The organism is Actinomycetes bacterium (assembly GCA_036510875.1).
Taxonomy (GTDB): domain Bacteria; phylum Actinomycetota; class Actinomycetes; order Prado026; family Prado026; genus DATCDE01.
The window spans coordinates 1-19,376 of sequence record DATCDE010000036.1; the positions used below are offsets into that span (position 1 = coordinate 1).

The following is a 19,376-nucleotide window of genomic DNA, read 5'->3' on the forward strand; positions in this document are numbered from 1 at the left end:
CGTCGAGCAGGACGACATCATCGAGATCGGCGAGGCCGTCGTCCGGGCGCTGTGGAAGGGGGTGCTGGACCACGAGATCGGCGAGATCCCGCAGATGACGTACGCCGAGGCGATGACCCGATACGGCACCGACAAGCCGGACCTGCGGTTCGGCCTCGAGCTGGTGGACCTCACCGACTACTTCGCGCAGACCCCGTTCCGGGTCTTCCAGGCCCGCCACGTGGGCGCCGTGGTCATGCCCGGCGGTGCCGACCAGCCGCGCAAGACGTTCGACGCGTGGCAGGAGTGGGCCAAGCAGCGCGGGGCCAAGGGGCTGGCCTACGTCACGTTCCTGCCCGACGGCGAGCTCGGCGGGCCGGTCGCCAAGAACCTGTCCCAGGCGGAGCGGGCCGGCCTGCGCGAGGCGGTCGGGGCGAACGAGGGCGACTGCGCCTTCTTCGCAGCGGGCCACCGCGCCGAGGCGCTGGCCCTGCTCGGCGCGACCCGGCTCGAGGTCGCCCGCCGGGTCGGCCTCATCGACGAGTCGGCATGGTCGTTCCTGTGGGTGGTCGACGCCCCCATGTTCGAGGAGACCGAGGACGGCGGCTGGACCGCCGTCCACCACCCGTTCACCTCGCCCAACCGCGAGTGGGCCGACGGGTTCGAGAAGTCCCCTGGCGAGGCGCTGGCCTATGCCTACGACATCGTCTGCAACGGGAACGAGATCGGCGGCGGGTCGATCCGTATCCACCGCCGGGAGATGCAGCAGCGGGTGTTCGAGGTGATCGGGCTGACCACCGAGGAGGCCCAGGAGAAGTTCGGCTTCCTGCTCGAGGCGTTCAACTACGGCCCGCCGCCGCACGGCGGCATCGCCTTCGGCTGGGACCGCATCTGCATGCTGCTGGCCGGCGCCGACTCGCTGCGTGAGGTGATCGCGTTCCCCAAGACGGGCGGCGGCTTCGACCCGCTGACCGGGGCACCGACCCCCATCACGGCAGAGCAGCGCAAGGAGGCCGGCATCGACGCCGTCCCGCCGGCGGACAGGCACGCTCCGGTGCCGAACGAGCCCGGCCGCGAGGTGATCCCGGACACCCGCCGCAACTAGACCTGCGCGCGAGTGGAGTCTCGGTGAGCGTCATCGACGTCGATGAGCGGCATACCGCTCACGGGGACTCCACTGGATCGTGGGTGGCCTCCTCCGGCTCCTCGCGCAGGCCGAACCGGTCGTGGAAACGCCGCAGCGGAGCCGGTGCCCACCAGTTGAGGTCGCCGAGCAGGGTCATGGTCGCGGGCACGAAGATCATGCGGACCAGCGTGGCGTCGATGATCACGGCCAGCGCCAGGGCGACGCCCATCTGCTTGATTCCGAGCATCTCGCCGGCGGCGAAGCCGAGGAACACGATGACCATGAGCAGTGCGGCGCTGGAGATGATCCGGCCGCTGCGCTGCAGGCCCACCCGAACGGACTCGTCGTTGCTGCGTCCGGAGTCGTGCAGCTCCTTGATCCGGGACAGCAGGAAGACCTCGTAGTCCATCGACAGCCCGAACGCGAACGCGAAGACCAGCACCGGGAGCCAGGTCTCGATCACCCCGGTGGGCGTGAAGCTGAGCAGGGACGCGAGGTGGCCGTCCTGGAAGATCAGCACCAGCAGCCCGAACGTCGCAGACAGCGACAGCACGTTCATGATCAGGGCCTTCAGCGGGATCAGCACCGACCCGGTCATGAGGAACAGCAGCACGAACGCGGCGACCACCACGAACAGCAGCGCCCACGGCGCGCGTGCCTTGATCTCGTCCACGAAGTCGACCGCGACGGACGCGTTGCCGGTCACCCAGGACGTCCCAGCCGGGCGGTCGGCCCGCAGGTCCCTGACCAGGTTCTGTGCGGTGGCGTCGCGCCCGTTCCCCTTGGGGACGACGTTGACGATGGTGTCGGCCCCCTGCTGCACCGGAGTCCCGACCGCCGCGACGTCCGGCCGGGACGCCTGGGTCCTGGCCCAGCCGGACACGTCGGCAGGAGTGCCCCGCACCACCACGATCACCGGGTCGCTACCGGCACCGGGGAACCGGGCCGCCACGGTGTCGGCCAGCTGCCTGCTCTGGAAGGACGTGGGCAGCAGCCCCACGCCGCTGTTGCCCAGCTGGACTCGCAGGAACGGCGCCCCGAGGGCGCCGAACAACGCGAGCATCCCGACGACGACCGGCCCGGGGTGCCGCTGGACGGCGGCCGCCAGCCGGGCGAAGAACCCGTCGTCCACCGGTGGGCGTGCGTCGGCCGAGACCCGGCGACCGACCAGGCCGAGCAGGGCGGGGGCCAGGGTCAGCGCGGTGGCCATGGCGATCAGCACGACCCCGACGCCCGCGGCCGCGATGGCGCGGTAGATCCGCGACTCGAAGACGAACAGGCCGCTCAGCGCCATCGCCACGGTCAGCCCGGAGAAGGTGATCGTGCGACCGGCCGAGGCCGACGTCCGCTCGATCGCGTCGAGCAGGCCATGGCCGTGTCCGCGCTCCTCCCGGAACCGGTTGACGTACAGCAGCGAGTAGTCGATGGCCAGGCCGAGCGCGAGCACCGTCGTGACAGGGAGCACGTTCTGATCGATGTCGATCACGAACGAGAAGCCGTACAGGGTGATGAACCCGCCGGCGACGGTGGCGAGGGCCCCCATGAGCGGGACGCCGGCCGCGGTCAGCCCGCCGAAGATCAGGACCATCAGGACCAGCGTGATCGGTAGGGCGATCAGCTCGCCGCGCCGGGTGTCCTTGTCGACCTGCTCCCGGATCTCCCGGTTGGTGAGCTCCTCGCCGCCGAACAGCACGGTGGCCCCTGGGACCTGCGGGGAGATGCCGCCGAACTGTTTCTCGACCTGGGCGATCGCCGTGGAGACGTTGGTGTCGGACAGCCCGTGCTCGAGGTCCACCAGGGCCAGCTGCGCCGTGCCGTCGGTCGCGCGCATCGCCGGGTCGGCCACGTCGTAGGCGGTGACCACCCGGCCCACCCCGGCCACCTCGCGGGTGGCGTTGGCCGCCTCGGTCACGGCTGTCTTGGTGGCGACGTCGTGCACCGCGACGCGGTCGACGAGCACCTGCACCTGGACGCCGTAGGGGTTGGTGTCGGCGATCTCGTGGAAGCCGCGGATCGACTCGAACGAGTCGGCGGCGCCGAAGCCGCCCTGCAGGCGACCGATCACGGCCGAGCCGGCGATGGCCCCCGCGACGAGGACGAGGCCCCAGACTCCCAGCACCAGCCAGCGGTGGGTCGCGCTCCAACGTCCGAGGCGCCCCAGCACCCCTCCAGTCTCCTCCGGGGCGGACGAGCCGGCGTCGGCGGGGCATAGGGTCACGGCCGTGGCCGAGGACCTGGACCTGTTCGCCGCCGCCGGCGAGGAGCGAGCCGCCGCGACCGCTCCGCTGGCCGTGCGGATGCGGCCGCGCTCGCTCGAGGAGGTCCTCGGGCAGGACCACCTGCTGCAGCCGGGAGCGCCGCTGCGCCGGCTGGTCGAGGGCGGGGAGGCTCCCGCCTCGCTGCTGATGTGGGGCCCGCCTGGGACCGGCAAGACGACGCTGGCCTACCTGGTGGCACAGGCCACCGGGCGAGCCTTCGTCGAGCTGTCCGCCGTCACGGCGGGCGTCAAAGAGGTCCGGGCCGTCGTCGACCAGGCCCGGCGCCAGCTCGGCATGGGCGGCCGGGAGACCGTGCTGTTCGTCGATGAGGTGCACCGGTTCTCCAAGACCCAGCAGGACGCGCTGCTGCCCGCCGTGGAGAACCGCTGGGTCACCCTGGTCGCCGCCACCACCGAGAACCCGAGCTTCGCCGTGGTAGCGCCCCTGTTGTCCCGCAGCCTGCTGCTGACCCTGCGGCTGCTCGACGAGCCGGTGGTCCGGGCCCTGCTCGAGCGCGCAGCCACCGACCCGCGGGGGCTGCACGCCCAGGTCGACGTCGAGGACGAGGCCCTCGACCTGCTGGCCCGGCTCGCGGCCGGGGACGCCCGCTGGGGGCTCACCGCGCTGGAGGCCGCCGCCGGCGCCGCGCGGGCCCGTGGCTCGGCCACCATCGAGGTCGAGGACGTCGAGCGCGCGGTGGACCGGGCCGCCGTCCGCTACGACCGGGACGGCGACCAGCACTACGACATCACCAGCGCGCTGATCAAGAGCATCCGTGGCAGCGACGTGGACGCCGCCCTGCACTACCTGGCCCGCATGGTCGAGGCGGGGGAGGACCCGCGGTTCATCGCCCGCCGGCTGGTCATCTCGGCGTCGGAGGACATCGGTGCGGCCGACCCTACGGCGCTGCCGCTGGCGGTGGCCGCGTACCAGGCGGTCCAGCTGGTCGGGCTGCCCGAGGGCCGGATCCCGCTGGCCCAGGCGGTCGTGCACCTGGCCACCGCTCCCAAGTCCAACGCCGTGTACCTGGCGATCGGTGCGGCCATCCAGGACGTCCGGCGCGGGCTGACGGGTCCGGTCCCCGTCCACCTGCGGGACTCCTCCTACCCGGGCGCCAAGCCCCTCGGTCACGGCCAGGGCTACCAGTACCCGCACGACGCCCCGCACGGCATCGTGGCCCAGCAGTACGCCCCGGACGCCGTCCAGGGCCGGGAGTACTACCAGCCCACCGAGCGGGGTGCCGAGCGGGACGTGGCCGAACGGCTGCAGCGGCTGCGAAAAATCCTCAAGGGCGGGCCGCAGGCCTCCGGGTAGGGTCGGAGGGCTTGACGCCCCGCCCCAGCCCGCCACGCGAAGGAAGGACCGGACCGCGATGAGGTCGGCCGAGATCAGGAGCCGCTTCCTGCGATTCTTCGAGGAGCGCGAGCACACGCACGTGCCCTCGGCCTCGCTGATCGCCGACGACCCGAACCTGCTCCTGGTCAACGCCGGCATGGTGCCGTTCAAGCCGTTCTTCCTGGGCGAGCAGACCCCGCCGTACCCGCGGGCGACGAGCGTGCAGAAGTGCGTGCGCACCCTGGACATCGACGAGGTCGGCAAGACCACCCGGCACGCGTCGTTCTTCCAGATGGCCGGCAACTTCTCCTTCGGCGACTACTTCAAGGAAGGCGCCATCCCGCTGGCCTGGGAGCTGCTGACGTCGCCTCAGGACGAGGGCGGCTTCGGGTTCGACCCGCGGCGGCTGTGGGTCACGGTCTTCCACGACGACGACGAGGCGATCGACATCTGGCACCGGAAGGCTGGGATCCCGCAGGACCGGATCCAGCGCCGCGGGCTGAGTGACAACTACTGGCACATGGGTGTGCCCGGTCCGGGGGGGCCGTGCTCGGAGATCTACTACGACCGCGGCCCGCAGCACGGCCGCGAGGGCGGTCCGGTTGCCGACGAGGAGCGCTACCTCGAGGTGTGGAACCTCGTCTTCATGCAGTCCGAGCTCTCGGCGGTCCGGACGAAGGTCGACTTCGACATCCGGGGGGACCTGCCGACCCGCAACATCGACACCGGCATGGGCCTAGAGCGGATGGCCGCGATCCTGCAGGGCGTCGACAACATCTACGAGATCGACACCACCCGGCAGGTCCTGGACCGGGCCAGCGAGCTGACCGGACGCCGGTACCACGCGGACCACGTCGACGACGTCCGGCTGCGGGTCGTGGCCGACCACGCCAGGACCGCGGTCATGCTCATCGGGGACGGCGTGACGCCCGGCAACGAGGGCCGTGGGTACGTGCTGCGCCGGATCATGCGCCGCGTGGTCCGCTCGATGCGGCTGCTCGGCGCCCACGACCCGGTGTTCGGCGAGCTGGCCCGCACCAGCCTGGCCGCGATGGAGTCGCAGTACCCCGAGCTGAGCCAGCACGCGGCCCGCATCCTGACCATCGTGGAGGCTGAGGAGGCGTCCTTCCTGCAGACCCTGCAGCAGGGCACCAAGCACTTCGACCTGTTCGTCGCCGACCACCCGAGCGGGGTGCCCGGCGAGATCGCGTTCCGGCTGCACGACACTTACGGCTTCCCGATCGACCTGACGCTGGAGATGGCCGCCGAGCAGGGGCTGCGCGTCGACGAGGAAGGCTTCCGGCGGCTCATGCTCGAGCAGCGGGAGCGGGCCAAGGCCGACGCGAAGGCCAAGAAGTCGGGGCACGCCGACCTGTCGATGTACCGCGAGATCGCCGACGTGGCCGGGGCCACGACGTTCACCGGCTACGACGAGGTCGCCAGCGAGGCGCGGGTGGCCGGCCTGGTCGTGGACGGCGCGGTGGCCAGGGCAGCGCAGGCCGGTCAGGACGTCGAGATCGCGCTCGACCGCACCCCGTTCTACGCCGAGGGCGGTGGTCAGCTCGCGGACGAGGGGCTGATCCGGCTGGCCAACGGCGCCATCATCGAGGTGGTCGATGTCCAGACGCCGGTCGCCGGGCTGATCGTGCACCGCGGTCGGGTGGTGGACGGCGAGGTGCAGGTCGGGGAGCTGGCCGAGGGGTTCGTCGACGTCGAGCGCCGCCGGGCGATCTCGCGGGCGCACACGGCCACCCACATGGTGCACCGGGCGTTCCGGGAGGCGCTGGGGGAGACCGCGACCCAGATGGGGTCGGAGAACGCCCCCGGCCGGCTGCGCTTCGACTTCCCGAGCCCCACGGCGGTGCCGCCCTCGGTGCTGGCCGACGTGGAGCAGCGGGTCAACGAGGTGCTGCTGGAGAACCTCGCGGTCACCGCCGAGGTGATGAGCCAGTCGGAGGCCCACGCGCTCGGTGCGATGGCGCTGTTCGGCGAGAAGTACGGCGAGCGGGTCCGCGTGGTCAGCGTCGGTGACTGGGCCCGCGAGCTGTGCGGCGGCACCCACCTCAACCGCACCGGCCAGCTCGGCGTGGTCAAGCTGCTGCACGAGTCCTCGATCGGGGCCGGGGTGCGGCGCGTGGAGGCGCTGGTGGGCGTCGACGCCTACCGGTTCCTGGCCCGCGAGCACCTGCTGGTCAGCCAGCTCACCGACGCGCTCAAGGCGCGCCCCGAGGAGCTGCCGGACCGGGTCGAGGCCCTGGTCGGGCGGCTGCGCGACGCCGAGCGGGAGATCGACCGGATGCGCGCCGCCCAGGTGCTCGCCCAGGCCGGTGAGCTCGCGGCGCGCCGCCGGCAGGTCGGCACGGTGGGCCTGGTGGTCGAGCTGCTGCCGGCCGGGGTCCGGCCAAACGACGCCCGCACCCTGGCGCTGGACGTCCGCGGGCGCGCGCAGGCGGCCGGCCCGACCGTCGTCGCGCTCGGGGCACCGGAGGCCGACGACCAGATCGGGCTGGTGGTGGCCTGCGACCCCGCCGCCGTGGAGCGTGGCATCTCGGCGGGAACGGTCATGCAGGCTCTCGCCGGGGCGCTGTCCGGCAAGGGCGGCGGCCGGGCGGACGTCGCCCAGGGCTCGGGCCGCGGCGTGGCCGGCTGGGACGCGGCCGTACGGGCCATCGAGGAGCTGCTCGGCCCGTGAGACCGGGCGTGCGCCTCGGCGTCGACGTCGGCTCGGTGCGGATCGGGCTGGCCTCCTGCGACCCTGGCGGGCTGCTCGCCACGCCGGTCGAGACGGTGGCCCGCGGTCGGGGCGACTTCGACCGGATCGTCGGCCGGGCTGCCGAGCTGGGCGCGGTCGAGGTGGTGGTGGGCCTGCCCCTGTCGATGTCCGGCGGAGAGGGCCCGGCCGCGGCCACGGCCCGGGCGTTCGCGGCCGAGCTGGCCACCCGGGTGGCCCCGGTGCCCGTGCGTGTGGTGGACGAGCGGCTGACCACCGTGGGGGCGCGTCGCGACCTGGCGGCGGCCGGGGTCCGAGGAAGGCGGGGTCGCTCCGTGGTGGACCAGGCGGCGGCTGTCATCATTCTGCAAGGAGCGTTGGACGCGGAACGGGCCTCGGGGAGCCCCCCGGGCTCCGTCGTACCCGTTGTCCCCCAGCCCCAGGCGGAGGAATGAGCCAACTCGGTCTCGGCATGACCACGGCCCCGCACGAGCCGCGCGGGCGCCGCAGCCGTCTGGCCCCGCTGATCGCAGGGCTGGCCGTCGTGGTGCTGCTCGCTGGTCTCGTGTGGGCGGGCCTGAGCTTCTTCAGGGGAGCCGCGGACTACCCGGGCCCCGGGTCGGGTGAGGTCGTCGTCAAGGTGCGGCCGGGGGACACGGCCACCCGCATCGGGGACACCCTGGCGGCCGCCGGTGTCGTCCGCAGCGCCAAGGCGTTCGTCGCGGCGGCCACGTCCGACCCGAACTCCAGCTCGATCCAACCCGGCTCGTACAAGCTGCTCAAGCAGATGAAGGCCTCCGACGCCCTCGCGCTGCTCCTCGACCCGTCGTCCCGGATGACCAACCAGGTGGTGATCCCGGAAGGTACCCAGGCGCGCCAGATCGTCGAGCTGGTCGCCAAGGCGACCGGCATCCCGGCGGCTGACCTCACCGCCATCCTCAAGGAGCCGACTCCGCTGGGGCTGCCGGACTACGCGAAGGGCAACCCGGAGGGGTTCTTGTTCCCGGCCACCTACGAGCTGGAGCCGGGGGTCTCCGCGAAGCAGGCGCTCGAGCCGATGGTGCGGCGCTTCGACCAGGCCGCGGCCACCGTCAACCTGGTGCAGCGGGCTCAGGCGATCGGCCGGACCCCATACGAGGTGCTCATCGTGGCCAGCCTGGTCCAGGCCGAGGGCCAGCCCGCGGACTTCGCCAAGGTTTCCCGGGTCATCTACAACCGGCTCGACCAGGGCATGAAGCTGCAGCTCGACGCCACCGTGAACTACGCGCTGGGACGCAGCACGCTGAAGCTGACCAACCAGGACATTGGGGTCGTCTCGCCGTACAACACCTACAAGATCCCCGGATTGCCCCCGACGCCGATCAACTCTCCGGGTGAGCTGGCGTTGCGGGCCGCGCTGACCCCGGCGGCGGGGGACTGGCTCTACTACGTGACGGTCAACCCGACCACGGGGGAGACCAAGTTCACCTCCTCGTACTCGGAGTTCCTGAAGTTCAAGGCCCAGTTCGAGGCCAACAACCCGTGAGGGCGGCGGTCCTCGGCTCGCCGATCGCGCACTCGCTGTCGCCGGCGCTGCACCGAGCCGCCTACCGCTGGCTGGGACTGGACTGGAGCTACGTGGCGGTCGAATGCACGGAGTCCGAGCTGGCTGCCCTGCTGGACCGCTGCTCGGCCGAGGGTGACTGGGCGGGGCTCTCGCTCACCATGCCGCTGAAAACGGCCGCACTCGGGCTGGTCGACACGGTGGACCGGGTGGGCGAGCTGACGTCTGCGGTCAACACGGTTCTCTTCGCGGCCGGACGGCGCGATGGCTCCAACACCGACGTCCCGGGACTGGTGGCGGCGCTGGCCGAGCGCGGGGTGCGTGCCCCCCGCAGCGTGGCGGTGCTCGGGGGCGGGGCGACCGCCCGGTCGGCGGTCGCCGCGCTGGCCGAGTTGGGCGTGGTCGAGGCGACCGCCTACGTCCGGCGGCCCGAGGCGTCGGCCGACCTGGTCGAGACGGGGCGCCGTTGCGGCGTGACCGTGCGGCTGGCCCCCTGGGTGGAGGCGGTGGGCGGCCTCGGCGCCGATCTGGTGATCTCCACCGCGCCGTCCGGGGCGGCTGACCCGCTTGCAACCGCCGTCCCGGACCGGCCGGCGGCGCTGATGGACGTCGTGTACCGACCCTGGCCCACCCGGCTGGCCCAGGCCTGGGGCGACTCCGGTGGAGTGCTGGTCGGGGGGCTGGACCTGCTCGTCCACCAGGCGGCGCTGCAGGTTCGGGCCATGACGGGCTGCACGGCCACCGCCGAGGAGCTGGTGGCCGTGATCCGCCCGGCCGGTGAGGCGGCGCTGGCAGCCGGGTGACGGCCGCGACTCAAGGGCACCTGGGCAGACGCCGAAGGGACGGTGGAGGGCATCGGGGCGCCGGTGCTCCGACCCATCGGCTTGCGAAAAGGGTGCGCGATGACCGACCAGTTCCCCGCCTACGGGCGCTCGGCCCGGCTCGACCGGGTGCTGTCTGACCTGCTGGGTCAGGCCCCCGAGCTGCAGGCAGCGTCCGTGGTGTCCTTCGACGGGCTGCCGATGGCCTCGGCCCTGCCCGTCGGCATGGACGAGGACCGCGTCGCGGCCATGAGTGCCGCCCTGCTCTCCCTCGGGGAGCGCGCCGCGGACAACTTCGGCCGTGGCGACCTGAACCAGGTCTACGTCGAGGGTGAGCGCGGGACCGTGTTCCTGGTCTCCGCCGACGACGAGGCCGTGCTGGTCGCCATGGGCGCGCAAGGCGCCAAGGTCGGCCTGCTCATGTACGAGGTGCGCCGGGCCGCCATCGCCGTGGCGGCCGCGCTGCGCGCGGACGATGCCACGGCCCTGGCTCTCGCCGAGGACCAGCGGGTGGCTGCCGAGGCCGCCGAGGTGGCCGAGCAGCGGATGGCGGCGCAGGCCGCGGAACAGGCCGCCGTCGAGGCGGCGCTGGCCGAGCGGCGGGCGCAGCTGGCCGCCGTCCCGGCCGCCGAGCCGGTGGCTGAGCCGGTCGTCGAGGAGATGTCGGACAACACCGAGAAGCTCGAACCGGTGGGCTACTACACCGGCGGGCCGGTCGAGGTCCCGGCGGAGTACGCCACCCTCGCAACGTCGGTGGCATCCGGCTGGGACAGCCCCCCGGCCGAGCCCGACCCGGAGCCGGAGCCGGAGCCGGTGGCCGCCGTCCCGGTGGCGAGCGTCGCTGCCAATCCCGACCTCGGTGCCTGGGCCACGTTCACCCCGAGCGAGCCGGTCGCGAGGCCGGTCCTCTCGGCCGCCGAGGAACCGAATCTCTGGGCCTGACCGACCGCTGACCAGCCATCGACCAGACGGGAACTGATGTGAAACTCGAGGGCTCGCTCGATGCCTTCGGCCTCCCGGACATCTTCCAGCTGCTGAGCCACACGAAGAAGACCGGAGGCCTGCACCTGCGGCGCGGGGGAGCCGACGGTGTCGTCTACTTCGCGGACGGCGCGGTCTGCGGCGCCTCGGCCGACGAGCGCCAGCAGACGCTGGCCCGACGGCTGGTCGGCAGCGGCACCGTGGACGACGACGCGCTACGGTCTGCGGTCCAGCGCGCGGTCAACGACCAGGTGGGCATCGGCCGGGCGCTGCTCGAGTCGAACGCGGTCGACCCCGAGCTGCTGCGCGAGGCCGCCACCGAGCAGACCTTCGACGCGGTGTTCGACTTGATGTGCTGGACCGAGGGCGACTTCGCCTTCGCGGGCGACGAGTCGGACCCGGACGGCGTCGGGCTGCGGCTGCCCGCCGACACGGTGGTCGACGAGGCGCAGAGCCGGCGCGAGGCCTGGGATGCCGCGGCCTCCGGCGTGCCGTCGCCGGACACCGTCCTGGCCATGCCCGTCGTCCTCGACGACGATCCCGCCTTGACCAGGGACGAGTGGGCGCTGCTGGCCCTCGTCGACGGCCGTCGCCCGGTTCGGGAGATCGTCGAGCTCACCGGGGCCGGCCAGTTCGCCGTCGTGTCCACGCTCTCCCGTCTGGTCGAGCGCGGGTTGCTCGGTGTCCGCAACGACGCGCACGACCATGCGGCCGTCGTCGCCCGCCGGCTCGCCCTGCTCTCCCCGCTGGAGCGAGAAGGCAAGCGCCAACGCGGGAATGAGAGCGACGCGGGCGGCGCCGAAAAGCCCGCCTCTGAGGAGCCTGAACCAGCGCCGGTCGTGTCGTCAGCCACGACCGAGGCGGCACCTGAGACTGCCGACGAGCCGGACTCATCGGCGGACGAGCAGCCGCACGACCTTGAGCCGGTGGGCATCTCTGCCGTCCGGCAGGAGACGCTGGCTCCCGTGATGACCACGGATCAGCCGTCGCCCCTGAGTCGCGTGCACGTCAACGTCTCCCAGCAGGCCGGTTCACCGCTGCGGGTGGGCGAGAGCACCCTCGGTGGGGGCCTGAGCGGGGTCGGTGGCGTCGTGGGCAGCACCGCGACCGCGCCCGAGCCGGCATCGTCGGCCATCGAACGTGACCCCAATGTCAACCGCAGCCTCCTGCTGAGGCTCATCGCCGGCGTCAGGGGGCTGTGAGATGGCGACCAAGGCGCGTAGCCGTCGTGGTGGACAGGCGGTGAAGATCGTCGTCACCGGCCCGTTCTCGGCCGGCAAGACCACGCTCATCCGCACCATCAGCGAGATCACCGTGCTGTCGACCGAGCGCAGCATCACCGACTCGACCCGCAGCCGCAAGGCCGAGACGACAGTGGCCATGGACTTCGGCCGCATCACGATCGACCGTGAGCTGGTGCTCTACCTGTTCGGGACGCCCGGCCAGGAGCGGTTCGACTTCATGTGGGAGATCCTCGGCGAGGGCATGCTCGGCTACGTGCTCCTGGTGGACGCCGAGCGCGAGGACTCCCTCATCGAGGCGGTGGGCATCCTGGACGCGTTCCGGCGGATGGCCCGGGTGCCGTTCGTGGTGGCGCTGAACCGCTCGAGCGCGGTGGATGACCGCACCGAGGACCGGATCCGAGACGTGCTGCAGCTGGGACCGGAGACGGCGCTGCTGCCGGTGGACGCCACCGACAAGGAGTCGGTCAAGGGCGTGCTGCTGGCGCTGCTCTACGCCGTGCTGGACGAGGTCGAGACCGAGCGCGCCTCCGTCTGAGTCGAGAATCTCTCGACCTACAGGAGTGGTTGGATCCCGCCGATCCTTCAGCCGTGACGATCGCTGAGCGGCTGGGAGTCGCGCTGGGGGAGGCATCCGAGACCGACCGAGCCACCACGTGGGGCTCCCCGATGACGTGGATCGGGCTGGTCGTCGTGGCCTTGCTCGTCACCTGGTTCCCGCACCCCTTCGGCGGACGTGATGTCGGTGCCACGTCAGTCGCTGCCATCGGGGTGGCTGTCAGCCTCGTCCTGGTCCGGCCCTGGCGCTCGGCCGGGCCGGCGCTGATCGGCCTGCTGGCCTGGCTCGCGGTCGCAGCGCTCCTCGTGGTCCCGTTGACCAGCGGGGGGCGTGGCGCGGCGGTGGCGGCAACGACCTATGGCCTGGCTGCCGGTGCCTTCCTGCTGACTCGCTGGCTGGGCAGGGATGATCTGGCTCGCCGGGCCCTGGTCGCCGCGGTCGCGCTCGGCGGGATCCTGCAGTTCGGCTGGGCGTTCCTGCCCTGGTGGGGATCCGGTGACCCCGCCCACGGGATGGTCGGAACGTACTACTGGAAGAACCAGTACGCGGCGGCGCTGCTGGCCCCCGCGGTTCTCGGGCTGGCTCTCGCGGTCCTCAACCGGCGCCCTTGGCGCCTGATCGGCTGGGTCGCAGCCCCGCTGTCGGTGACCGGGACGTTCCTGTCCGGCTCGCGGGCGGCGTTGGCCATCCTCGCGGTCGGCTGGCTCGTCGTCGGCGTGCTTCTCGTGGCTGGGGCGAAGCAGCGGCGTGCCCGAGTGGTCCGGTGGGTCGCTGTCTCCCTGCTGACCGCGGCGGTGGCCGTCGTCCTGCCCGGCCCGCCGCTGTTCTCCCACCAGCGATCACCACTGAGCCAGACGGTGGCGAGCACCGCCGATGGTCATCTGCAGTCCAGCGGCGACTACCGGCTGCAGGTCTGGACCGAGGCCGTCCACGTCTTCACCGACCACCCGCTGACGGGCGCCGGCTACGGCCGGGTGGCCTCGGCGACGGCAGCGTGGAAACCGGCGGGCTGGCCGGTGTCGTCGCTGGTGCACAACGGTGCGCTTCAGGCCCTGGCGGACGGCGGCCTGTTGCTGGCCGTCCCGTTCCTGGTCCTGCTCGGGGCGGCGGTTCTCGTCCTGCTGCGCAGGGCGGTCCCGAAGGGGGGATCAGAGCGGGATCCGTTGGTCGAGGTGGCCGCCGTCGCCGGTCTGATGCTGATCGCGCACTCGATGGTCGACTTCGACTGGTCCTACCCGGCGCTGGCCGTGATCACCGCCGTCGTCATCGGGCTGGCGATCCCCGCCCGGCCGGTCCAGCAGGTGGGAGTCACTGCGGGTCAGTCGAGAGCCACCGGCTGGCTGGCCGCGGTGCTGGTGGGCTCGCTCGTGGTCGGGGGCCTCGCCTCGTGGGGGCAACAGTTCCACATCAACGCGTCCGTCGCAGTCACGAGCCAGGGGGCCAGCAAGTGAAGCAGTTGGGGGACATTCTGCTCGAGGGTGGCTTGGTCACCCATGAGCAGCTGCAGGCGGCCTTCGAGGTGCACGAGTCGGCGGGTCGGGCGCTCGGCCGGGTCCTCGTCGACCAGGGTGTCTTGTCCGAGAGCCAGCTGGTGGCCGCTCTGGCCACTCAGATCGGCATGCGGTTCGTCGAGCTGGGCGACCAGCAGGTCGACCCGTCGGCCATGTCACTCGTTCCGGCGGCGCTCGCCCGCCGCTACGTCGTCCTGCCGTTCGGGTTCGAGGACGGCAAGCTGCTCCTCGCCATGGCCGATCCGGCCAACTTCCTGGCCATCGAGGACGTCCGGGCGGTCGCCCAGGTCGAGGTCAAGCCGTGCGTCGCGACCCGGCAGGACGTGCTGGCCGCGATCGACCGGCTGTACCGGGCCGACTCCGAGCTCGAGGACCTGACAGCGGTCCTGGACACCTCGAACGATGAGGAGGACCTCTCCAAGGTCACGGCGGACGTCGACGACGCCCCGATCGTGCGCTACGTCAACATGCTGATCACCCAGGCGATTCAGGACCGTGCCTCTGACATCCACCTGGAACCCACGGAGCGCGACCTGCGGGTGCGCTACCGCATCGACGGCGTCCTGCACGAGGTGATGCGCTCCCCGAAGAACGTGCAGGCGGGTGTGATCAGCCGGTTGAAGATCATGGCCGACATCAACATCGCGGAGCGCCGGATCCCCCAGGACGGCCGCCTGTCGGTGTCGAGCAACGGCAAGAAGGTCGATCTCCGGGTGGCGACGCTTCCCACGGTGTGGGGGGAGAAGGTCGTCATGCGAATCCTGGACAACTCCACCGCGCGCCTCGACCTGTCGGACCTGGGGTTTTCGGACGGCAACTACGAGCGGTACTCCAAGAGCTTCACCAAGCCCTACGGGATGATTCTGGTCACCGGGCCGACCGGTTCCGGAAAGTCGACGACGCTGTACGCGACGCTGAACATCCTGAACAAGCCCGAGGTCAACATCATCACGGTGGAGGACCCGGTCGAGTACCGGCTGCCGGGGGTCAACCAGGTGCAGACCAACAACAAGGCCGGGCTGACCTTCGCCTCGGCGCTGCGCTCGATCCTGCGCTCGGACCCCGACATCGTCCTCATCGGTGAGATCCGGGACCACGAGACGGCCCAGATCGCCATCGAGGCGGCGCTGACGGGTCACTTGGTCCTGGCCACGCTGCACACGAACGACGCGCCGAGCGCCATCACCCGGCTGACCGAGATGCGCATCGAGCCCTTCCTGGTCGGCTCGGCCGTCGATGCCGTGCTCGCCCAGCGGCTGGCCCGGCGGCTGTGCACCAAGTGCAAGGAGCCGTACGACCCGACGCCCGACATGCTCCGGGCCGCCCGATACCCGTGGCAGGAGGGGGATCAGATCCCCACCTTCTACCGGGCGGTCGGATGCCCAGCCTGCGCCAAGACCGGCTACCGGGGGCGGTTGGCGCTGCACGAGGTCATGCAGGTCACCGAGGAGATCGAGCGGCTGACGGTCGAGCACAGCTCGGCGTCGACCATCAACGAGGCGGCCATCGCCCAGGGCATGGTGACGCTCCGCAACGACGGGCTGGCCAAGGTCGCCCAGGGGGTCACGTCGATGGACGAGATCCTGCGCGTCGTGGTCTGAGGTTGTCGGTTCGAACCACCGGTCAGGCTCAAGCGGCCGAGGTGAACGACCGATGCCTCGGAGGACAACCGATCAGGCTCGCGCCGTTGGGCGCGACCGTGAAGGGGGCAGGTGTGGAGACCTCCGGGTACAGCGGGGGATTCGTCCCGGGACCGAATCCGGTCCCGGCTCAGGACGAGTCCGTCCCGCCGTTGTCGCCGTTGGACGCCGCGTGGCAGCCGCCGCATCCGGCCGAGGCGCAGCTGCCGCCCCCCCCGTTCCCGGTGGGGCAGGCGACGCCTGAGGCATCGTCCATCGCGCTCGTGCCGCTCGACGACATCAGCCCGTCTGAGGCGGTCTCGATGTTCGGGCTGCCTGATGCGGCGCCGGTGTTCACCCCTGAGGCCGTTCCGGCGCAGCCGGTGATGGTGCCGGCCGCGGTGGCCCAGCCGGTCCTGGCGGCCGAGCCGGTCGCCGCGGTCGTCCCGTTACTCGAGCCGGTGGGCGCGCCGGAGCCACTCGCGGTCGCCCCGGTCTGGACGGAGCCTCCGGTCGAGCCGGTCGAGCCGCCGGCGGCACCCACGGTGACGATCGCTCAGACGGAAGCCTTCGAGGGTGCCTACCATCGCGGCAGCACAGAGGAGGACACCCAGGAGGGCGACCTCAACCTGCACGAGCTGCTGGCCCTGGTCCTCGAGCGCAGCGCGTCCGACCTCCACCTGACCTCCGGCTCGCGGCCGCAGCTGCGGCTCAACGGGCACCTGACCCCGCTCGAGGACTACCCCGAGCTGACCCCGGCGATCATCCAGCGGGCCATGTACGCCACGATCACGCAGCGGCAGCGGGAGAAGTTCGAGGAGCAGCTCGAGCTGGACTTCGCCTACTCCGTTCCGGGCAAGGCCCGGTTCCGGGTGAACCTGTACCGCCAGCGGGACTCGGTCGGCGCCGCCTTCCGGCTGATCCCGTTCGAGCTCAAGAAGCTCGAGGACCTCGGCGTTCCGCCGTCGGTCGCGAACTTCGCGATGCTGCCGCGGGGCTTCGTCCTGGTCACCGGGCCGACCGGCTCGGGCAAGTCGACGACCCTGGCCTCGCTGGTCGACCTTGCCAACCGGCAGCGCCGGGACCACATCATGACCGTCGAGGACCCGATCGAGTTCCTACACAACCACCAGTCCTGCATCGTCAACCAGCGTGAGGTGGGGGAGGACACGCACTCCTTCGCCAACGCGCTGAAGCACGTGCTGCGGCAGGACCCCGACATCATCCTGGTCGGCGAGATGCGGGACCTCGAGACGATCTCTGTCGCGCTCACCGCGGCTGAGACCGGCCACCTGGTCTTCGCCACCCTGCACACCCAGGACGCCGCCCAGACCATCGACCGCATCATCGACGTCTTCCCCCCGCACCAGCAGCAGCAGGTGCGGGTGCAGCTGGCGGGATCGCTCCAGGGGGTGGTCGCCCAGACCCTGGCCCGCACCGTCGACGGTCGCAGCCGCGTCGTCGCCACGGAGGTCCTCGTCGCGACGCCGGCCATCCGCAACCTGGTCCGCGAAGGCAAGACCCACCAGATCTACTCCGCCATGCAGGCGGGCTCCCAGCACGGCATGCACACGATGGACCAGCACCTGGCTGACCTGGTGAAGCGGGGACGCATCACCTATGAGACCGGCCTGGAGAAGTGCCACCACATCGAGGACTTCAACCGGCTTTCCGGCCGGGGCTGAGAGGCAGACTGATGGCTACAGCGACCATGACCTTCCAGTACTCGGTGCGGGACCGGACCGGGAAGCTGGTCACCGGCAAGATCGATGCCGACTCGCCGGGTGCGGTGGCGAGCAAGCTGAAGAGCATGGGCTACGCCCCGGTGAGCATCACCCAGACCAACGCCGGCATGTCGCGCGAGATCAACATGCCGAAGCTCGGCGCGAAGGTGAAGCTCAAGGACCTGGCGGTCTTCTCCCGCCAGTTCGCCACCATGATCAACTCGGGGCTGTCGCTACTGAGGGCCTTGAGCATCCTCGAGGAGCAGAGCGAGAACAAGGAGCTGAGCAAGGTTCTGACCCTGGTCCGCCAGGACGTCGAGACCGGGCAGTCGCTGTCCTCCGCGCTGGGCCAGCACCCCGACATCTTCCCGCCGCTCATGGTCAACATGATCAAGGCCGGCGAGGTCGGCGGCTTCCTCGACTCGGTCATGCTGCAGATCGCAGAGAACTACGAGACAGAGACCAAGCTGCGCGGCAAGGTCAAGTCGGCGATGACCTACCCGGTGGTCGTCTTCATCATCGCCATCCTCGCCGTCATCGGCATGCTGATCTTCATCGTCCCGGTGTTCGCCAACCTGTTCAAGACGCTGGGCGGTCAGTTGCCGGCCCCGACGCGGGTGTTGGTGTTCTTCTCCGACGTGCTCAAGACCTGGGCTCCTGTCATCGTCATCGTGCTTGTGGCCGGCTTCATCGTCTGGACGAAGGTCAAGCGCACCGAGCGGGTCCGTAACGTCGTCGACCCGCTCAAGCTGAAGGCCCCGATCTTCGGCAACCTCTTCCAGAAGATCGCGCTCAGCCGCTTCACCCGCAACCTTGGCACCCTCATGCGCTCCGGCGTGCCGATCCTGCAGAGCCTGGACATCGTCGCCGACACGACGGGGAACGTCGTGGTGGCTAGGGCGGTGCGCGACGTGCAGGACAGCGTCCGCAAGGGTGAGTCGCTGACCGCGCCGCTGGCCAACCACGCGGTCTTCCCACCGATGGTGGTTCAGATGATGTCCGTCGGTGAGGACACCGGCGCTCTGGACACGATGCTGCACAAGATCTCTGACTTCTACGACCAGGAGGTTGAAGCGACCACCGAAGCGCTGACCTCACTCATCGAGCCGTTGATGATCGCGGTCCTCGGCGGGATCATCGGCTCCATGATCATCGCGCTCTACATGCCGATCTTCAAGATCTTCGACCTGATCAAGTAGCTCGCTCGCGCTGCGCGCGACCGATGGGGCCCAGGAATGGCCGGGCCCCATCGGTCGTAGGTCCCAACGGGTGATCTTCGCGTGGTTGCAGCTAGCCCTCAAGCCGACCACCTGGCCGGTCGATCACACCCTAGTCATCGAGTTGCACGGACAAGGGACGAACACGCCAGCCGCGAAATGGGTGCGGGCGCCCAGTCGGTCTGCATCGATCGGGTCTTTCCAGGGCGCCGTGGGGGATCTGTCGGAGTAGCTCACCGAACTGTCCCGGAGGGGAACACACATGCTCGAACGGATCCGCAAGGCCCAGGAGGAGCACGAGGGTGGCTTCACCCTCATCGAGCTCCTGGTCGTCATCATCATCATCGGCATCCTCGCCGCGATCGCCATTCCGGTCTTCCTGAACCAGCGGAAGAAGGCCGTGGACGCGTCGCTGAAGTCCGACCTCCGCACCATGGCCACCGCCGAGGAGACCTACTTCGTGGACAACCGGGCCTACCTTGCGGTGGCCGCCTCCACGGGCACTGCCACCGTCGGAACGCAGACGGTCAAGCTGTCGCCGAACAACTCCGTCACCGTGGTCTTCACCGGAGCCAAGGCCGGCACGTACTGCGTCAAGGCGACCAACCCGAACGGGACCGACCCGACGAACGGTTTCGTCTACCAGTCGGACAACGGGGGGCTCCAGGGAACAGGTGGGAACTGCACCGGCTACTAGCCTAGTCGAGTGCCTGATCGACCCAGTCTGGGGTCGGGACCGTATGGTCCCGACC

15 protein-coding genes are annotated in these 19,376 nt (G+C 70.9%); 14 read left to right on the forward strand and 1 reads right to left on the reverse strand.

Features of this window, described 5'->3' with window-relative positions:
* Positions 1–1,084, forward strand: a 1,084-nt coding sequence (locus VIM19_02175) for an amino acid--tRNA ligase-related protein (protein ID HEY5183718.1), incomplete at its 5' end; no start/stop codon positions are given.
* Between the two features lie 58 nt (positions 1,085–1,142).
* Here VIM19_02175 and VIM19_02180 read toward each other — a convergent pair.
* Complete coding sequence (locus VIM19_02180; GenBank protein HEY5183719.1) at positions 1,143–3,269, reverse strand: MMPL family transporter; 2,127 nt, start codon at positions 3,267–3,269, stop codon at positions 1,143–1,145.
* A 58-nt stretch (positions 3,270–3,327) separates the two neighbouring features.
* Here VIM19_02180 and VIM19_02185 point away from each other — a divergent pair, with 58 nt between their 5' ends.
* The 13 genes from VIM19_02185 to VIM19_02245 all read left to right on the forward strand — a co-directional run bounded on the left by VIM19_02185 (position 3,328) and on the right by VIM19_02245 (position 19,321).
* Entirely contained in the window at positions 3,328–4,677 is a 1,350-nt protein-coding gene (locus VIM19_02185; protein ID HEY5183720.1) for a replication-associated recombination protein A, read from the forward strand.
* A 58-nt stretch (positions 4,678–4,735) separates the two neighbouring features.
* On the forward strand, positions 4,736–7,390 hold the full coding sequence (alaS, locus tag VIM19_02190) for an alanine--tRNA ligase (GenBank protein HEY5183721.1): 2,655 nt from the start codon (positions 4,736–4,738) through the stop codon (positions 7,388–7,390).
* Positions 7,387–7,863, forward strand: coding sequence for a Holliday junction resolvase RuvX (gene ruvX, locus VIM19_02195; protein HEY5183722.1), 477 nt, complete (start codon positions 7,387–7,389; stop codon positions 7,861–7,863). Before alaS ends, ruvX begins: the two co-directional genes overlap by 4 nt.
* The gene (gene mltG / locus VIM19_02200) at positions 7,860–8,933 is read left to right on the forward strand and encodes an endolytic transglycosylase MltG (GenBank protein ID HEY5183723.1); all 1,074 of its coding nucleotides are present in this window, start codon (positions 7,860–7,862) and stop codon (positions 8,931–8,933) included. Before ruvX ends, mltG begins: the two co-directional genes overlap by 4 nt.
* A complete protein-coding gene (locus VIM19_02205; protein ID HEY5183724.1) occupies positions 8,930–9,754 on the forward strand; it encodes a shikimate dehydrogenase in 825 nt (274 codons plus the stop codon). The genes mltG and VIM19_02205 overlap by 4 nt, the downstream gene beginning before the upstream one ends.
* 99 nt (positions 9,755–9,853) lie before the next feature.
* Positions 9,854–10,714: a roadblock/LC7 domain-containing protein gene (locus VIM19_02210; GenBank protein ID HEY5183725.1), complete on the forward strand. Its 861-nt coding sequence runs from the start codon at positions 9,854–9,856 to the stop codon at positions 10,712–10,714.
* Positions 10,715–10,752: 38 nt separating this feature from the next.
* Positions 10,753–11,955: a DUF4388 domain-containing protein gene (locus VIM19_02215; protein ID HEY5183726.1), complete on the forward strand. Its 1,203-nt coding sequence runs from the start codon at positions 10,753–10,755 to the stop codon at positions 11,953–11,955.
* Position 11,956: 1 nt separating this feature from the next.
* A complete protein-coding gene (locus VIM19_02220; GenBank protein ID HEY5183727.1) occupies positions 11,957–12,532 on the forward strand; it encodes an ATP/GTP-binding protein in 576 nt (191 codons plus the stop codon).
* Between the two features lie 53 nt (positions 12,533–12,585).
* The gene (locus tag VIM19_02225) at positions 12,586–14,004 is read left to right on the forward strand and encodes an O-antigen ligase family protein (GenBank protein HEY5183728.1); all 1,419 of its coding nucleotides are present in this window, start codon (positions 12,586–12,588) and stop codon (positions 14,002–14,004) included.
* On the forward strand, positions 14,001–15,665 hold the full coding sequence (locus tag VIM19_02230; GenBank protein HEY5183729.1) for an ATPase, T2SS/T4P/T4SS family: 1,665 nt from the start codon (positions 14,001–14,003) through the stop codon (positions 15,663–15,665). The genes VIM19_02225 and VIM19_02230 overlap by 4 nt, the downstream gene beginning before the upstream one ends.
* A 113-nt stretch (positions 15,666–15,778) precedes the next feature.
* Positions 15,779–17,368: a PilT/PilU family type 4a pilus ATPase gene (locus VIM19_02235; GenBank protein HEY5183730.1), complete on the forward strand. Its 1,590-nt coding sequence runs from the start codon at positions 15,779–15,781 to the stop codon at positions 17,366–17,368.
* A gap of 11 nt (positions 17,369–17,379) precedes the next feature.
* On the forward strand, positions 17,380–18,606 hold the full coding sequence (locus VIM19_02240; protein ID HEY5183731.1) for a type II secretion system F family protein: 1,227 nt from the start codon (positions 17,380–17,382) through the stop codon (positions 18,604–18,606).
* A gap of 280 nt (positions 18,607–18,886) precedes the next feature.
* On the forward strand, positions 18,887–19,321 hold the full coding sequence (locus tag VIM19_02245) for a prepilin-type N-terminal cleavage/methylation domain-containing protein (protein HEY5183732.1): 435 nt from the start codon (positions 18,887–18,889) through the stop codon (positions 19,319–19,321).
* Positions 19,322–19,376 lie beyond the last annotated feature (55 nt).

Bases quoted from the DNA above. Each gene is read 5' to 3' on its own strand.
- alaS (HEY5183721.1), top strand. From the start codon at position 4,736: ATGAGGTCGGCCGAGATCAGGAGCCGCTTCCTGCGATTCTTCGAGGAG.
- mltG (HEY5183723.1), top strand. From the start codon at position 7,860: ATGAGCCAACTCGGTCTCGGCATGACCACGGCCCCGCACGAGCCGCGC.
- VIM19_02210 (HEY5183725.1), top strand. From the start codon at position 9,854: ATGACCGACCAGTTCCCCGCCTACGGGCGCTCGGCCCGGCTCGACCGG.
- VIM19_02220 (HEY5183727.1), top strand. From the start codon at position 11,957: ATGGCGACCAAGGCGCGTAGCCGTCGTGGTGGACAGGCGGTGAAGATC.
- VIM19_02240 (HEY5183731.1), top strand. From the start codon at position 17,380: ATGGCTACAGCGACCATGACCTTCCAGTACTCGGTGCGGGACCGGACC.
- VIM19_02245 (HEY5183732.1), top strand. From the start codon at position 18,887: ATGCTCGAACGGATCCGCAAGGCCCAGGAGGAGCACGAGGGTGGCTTC.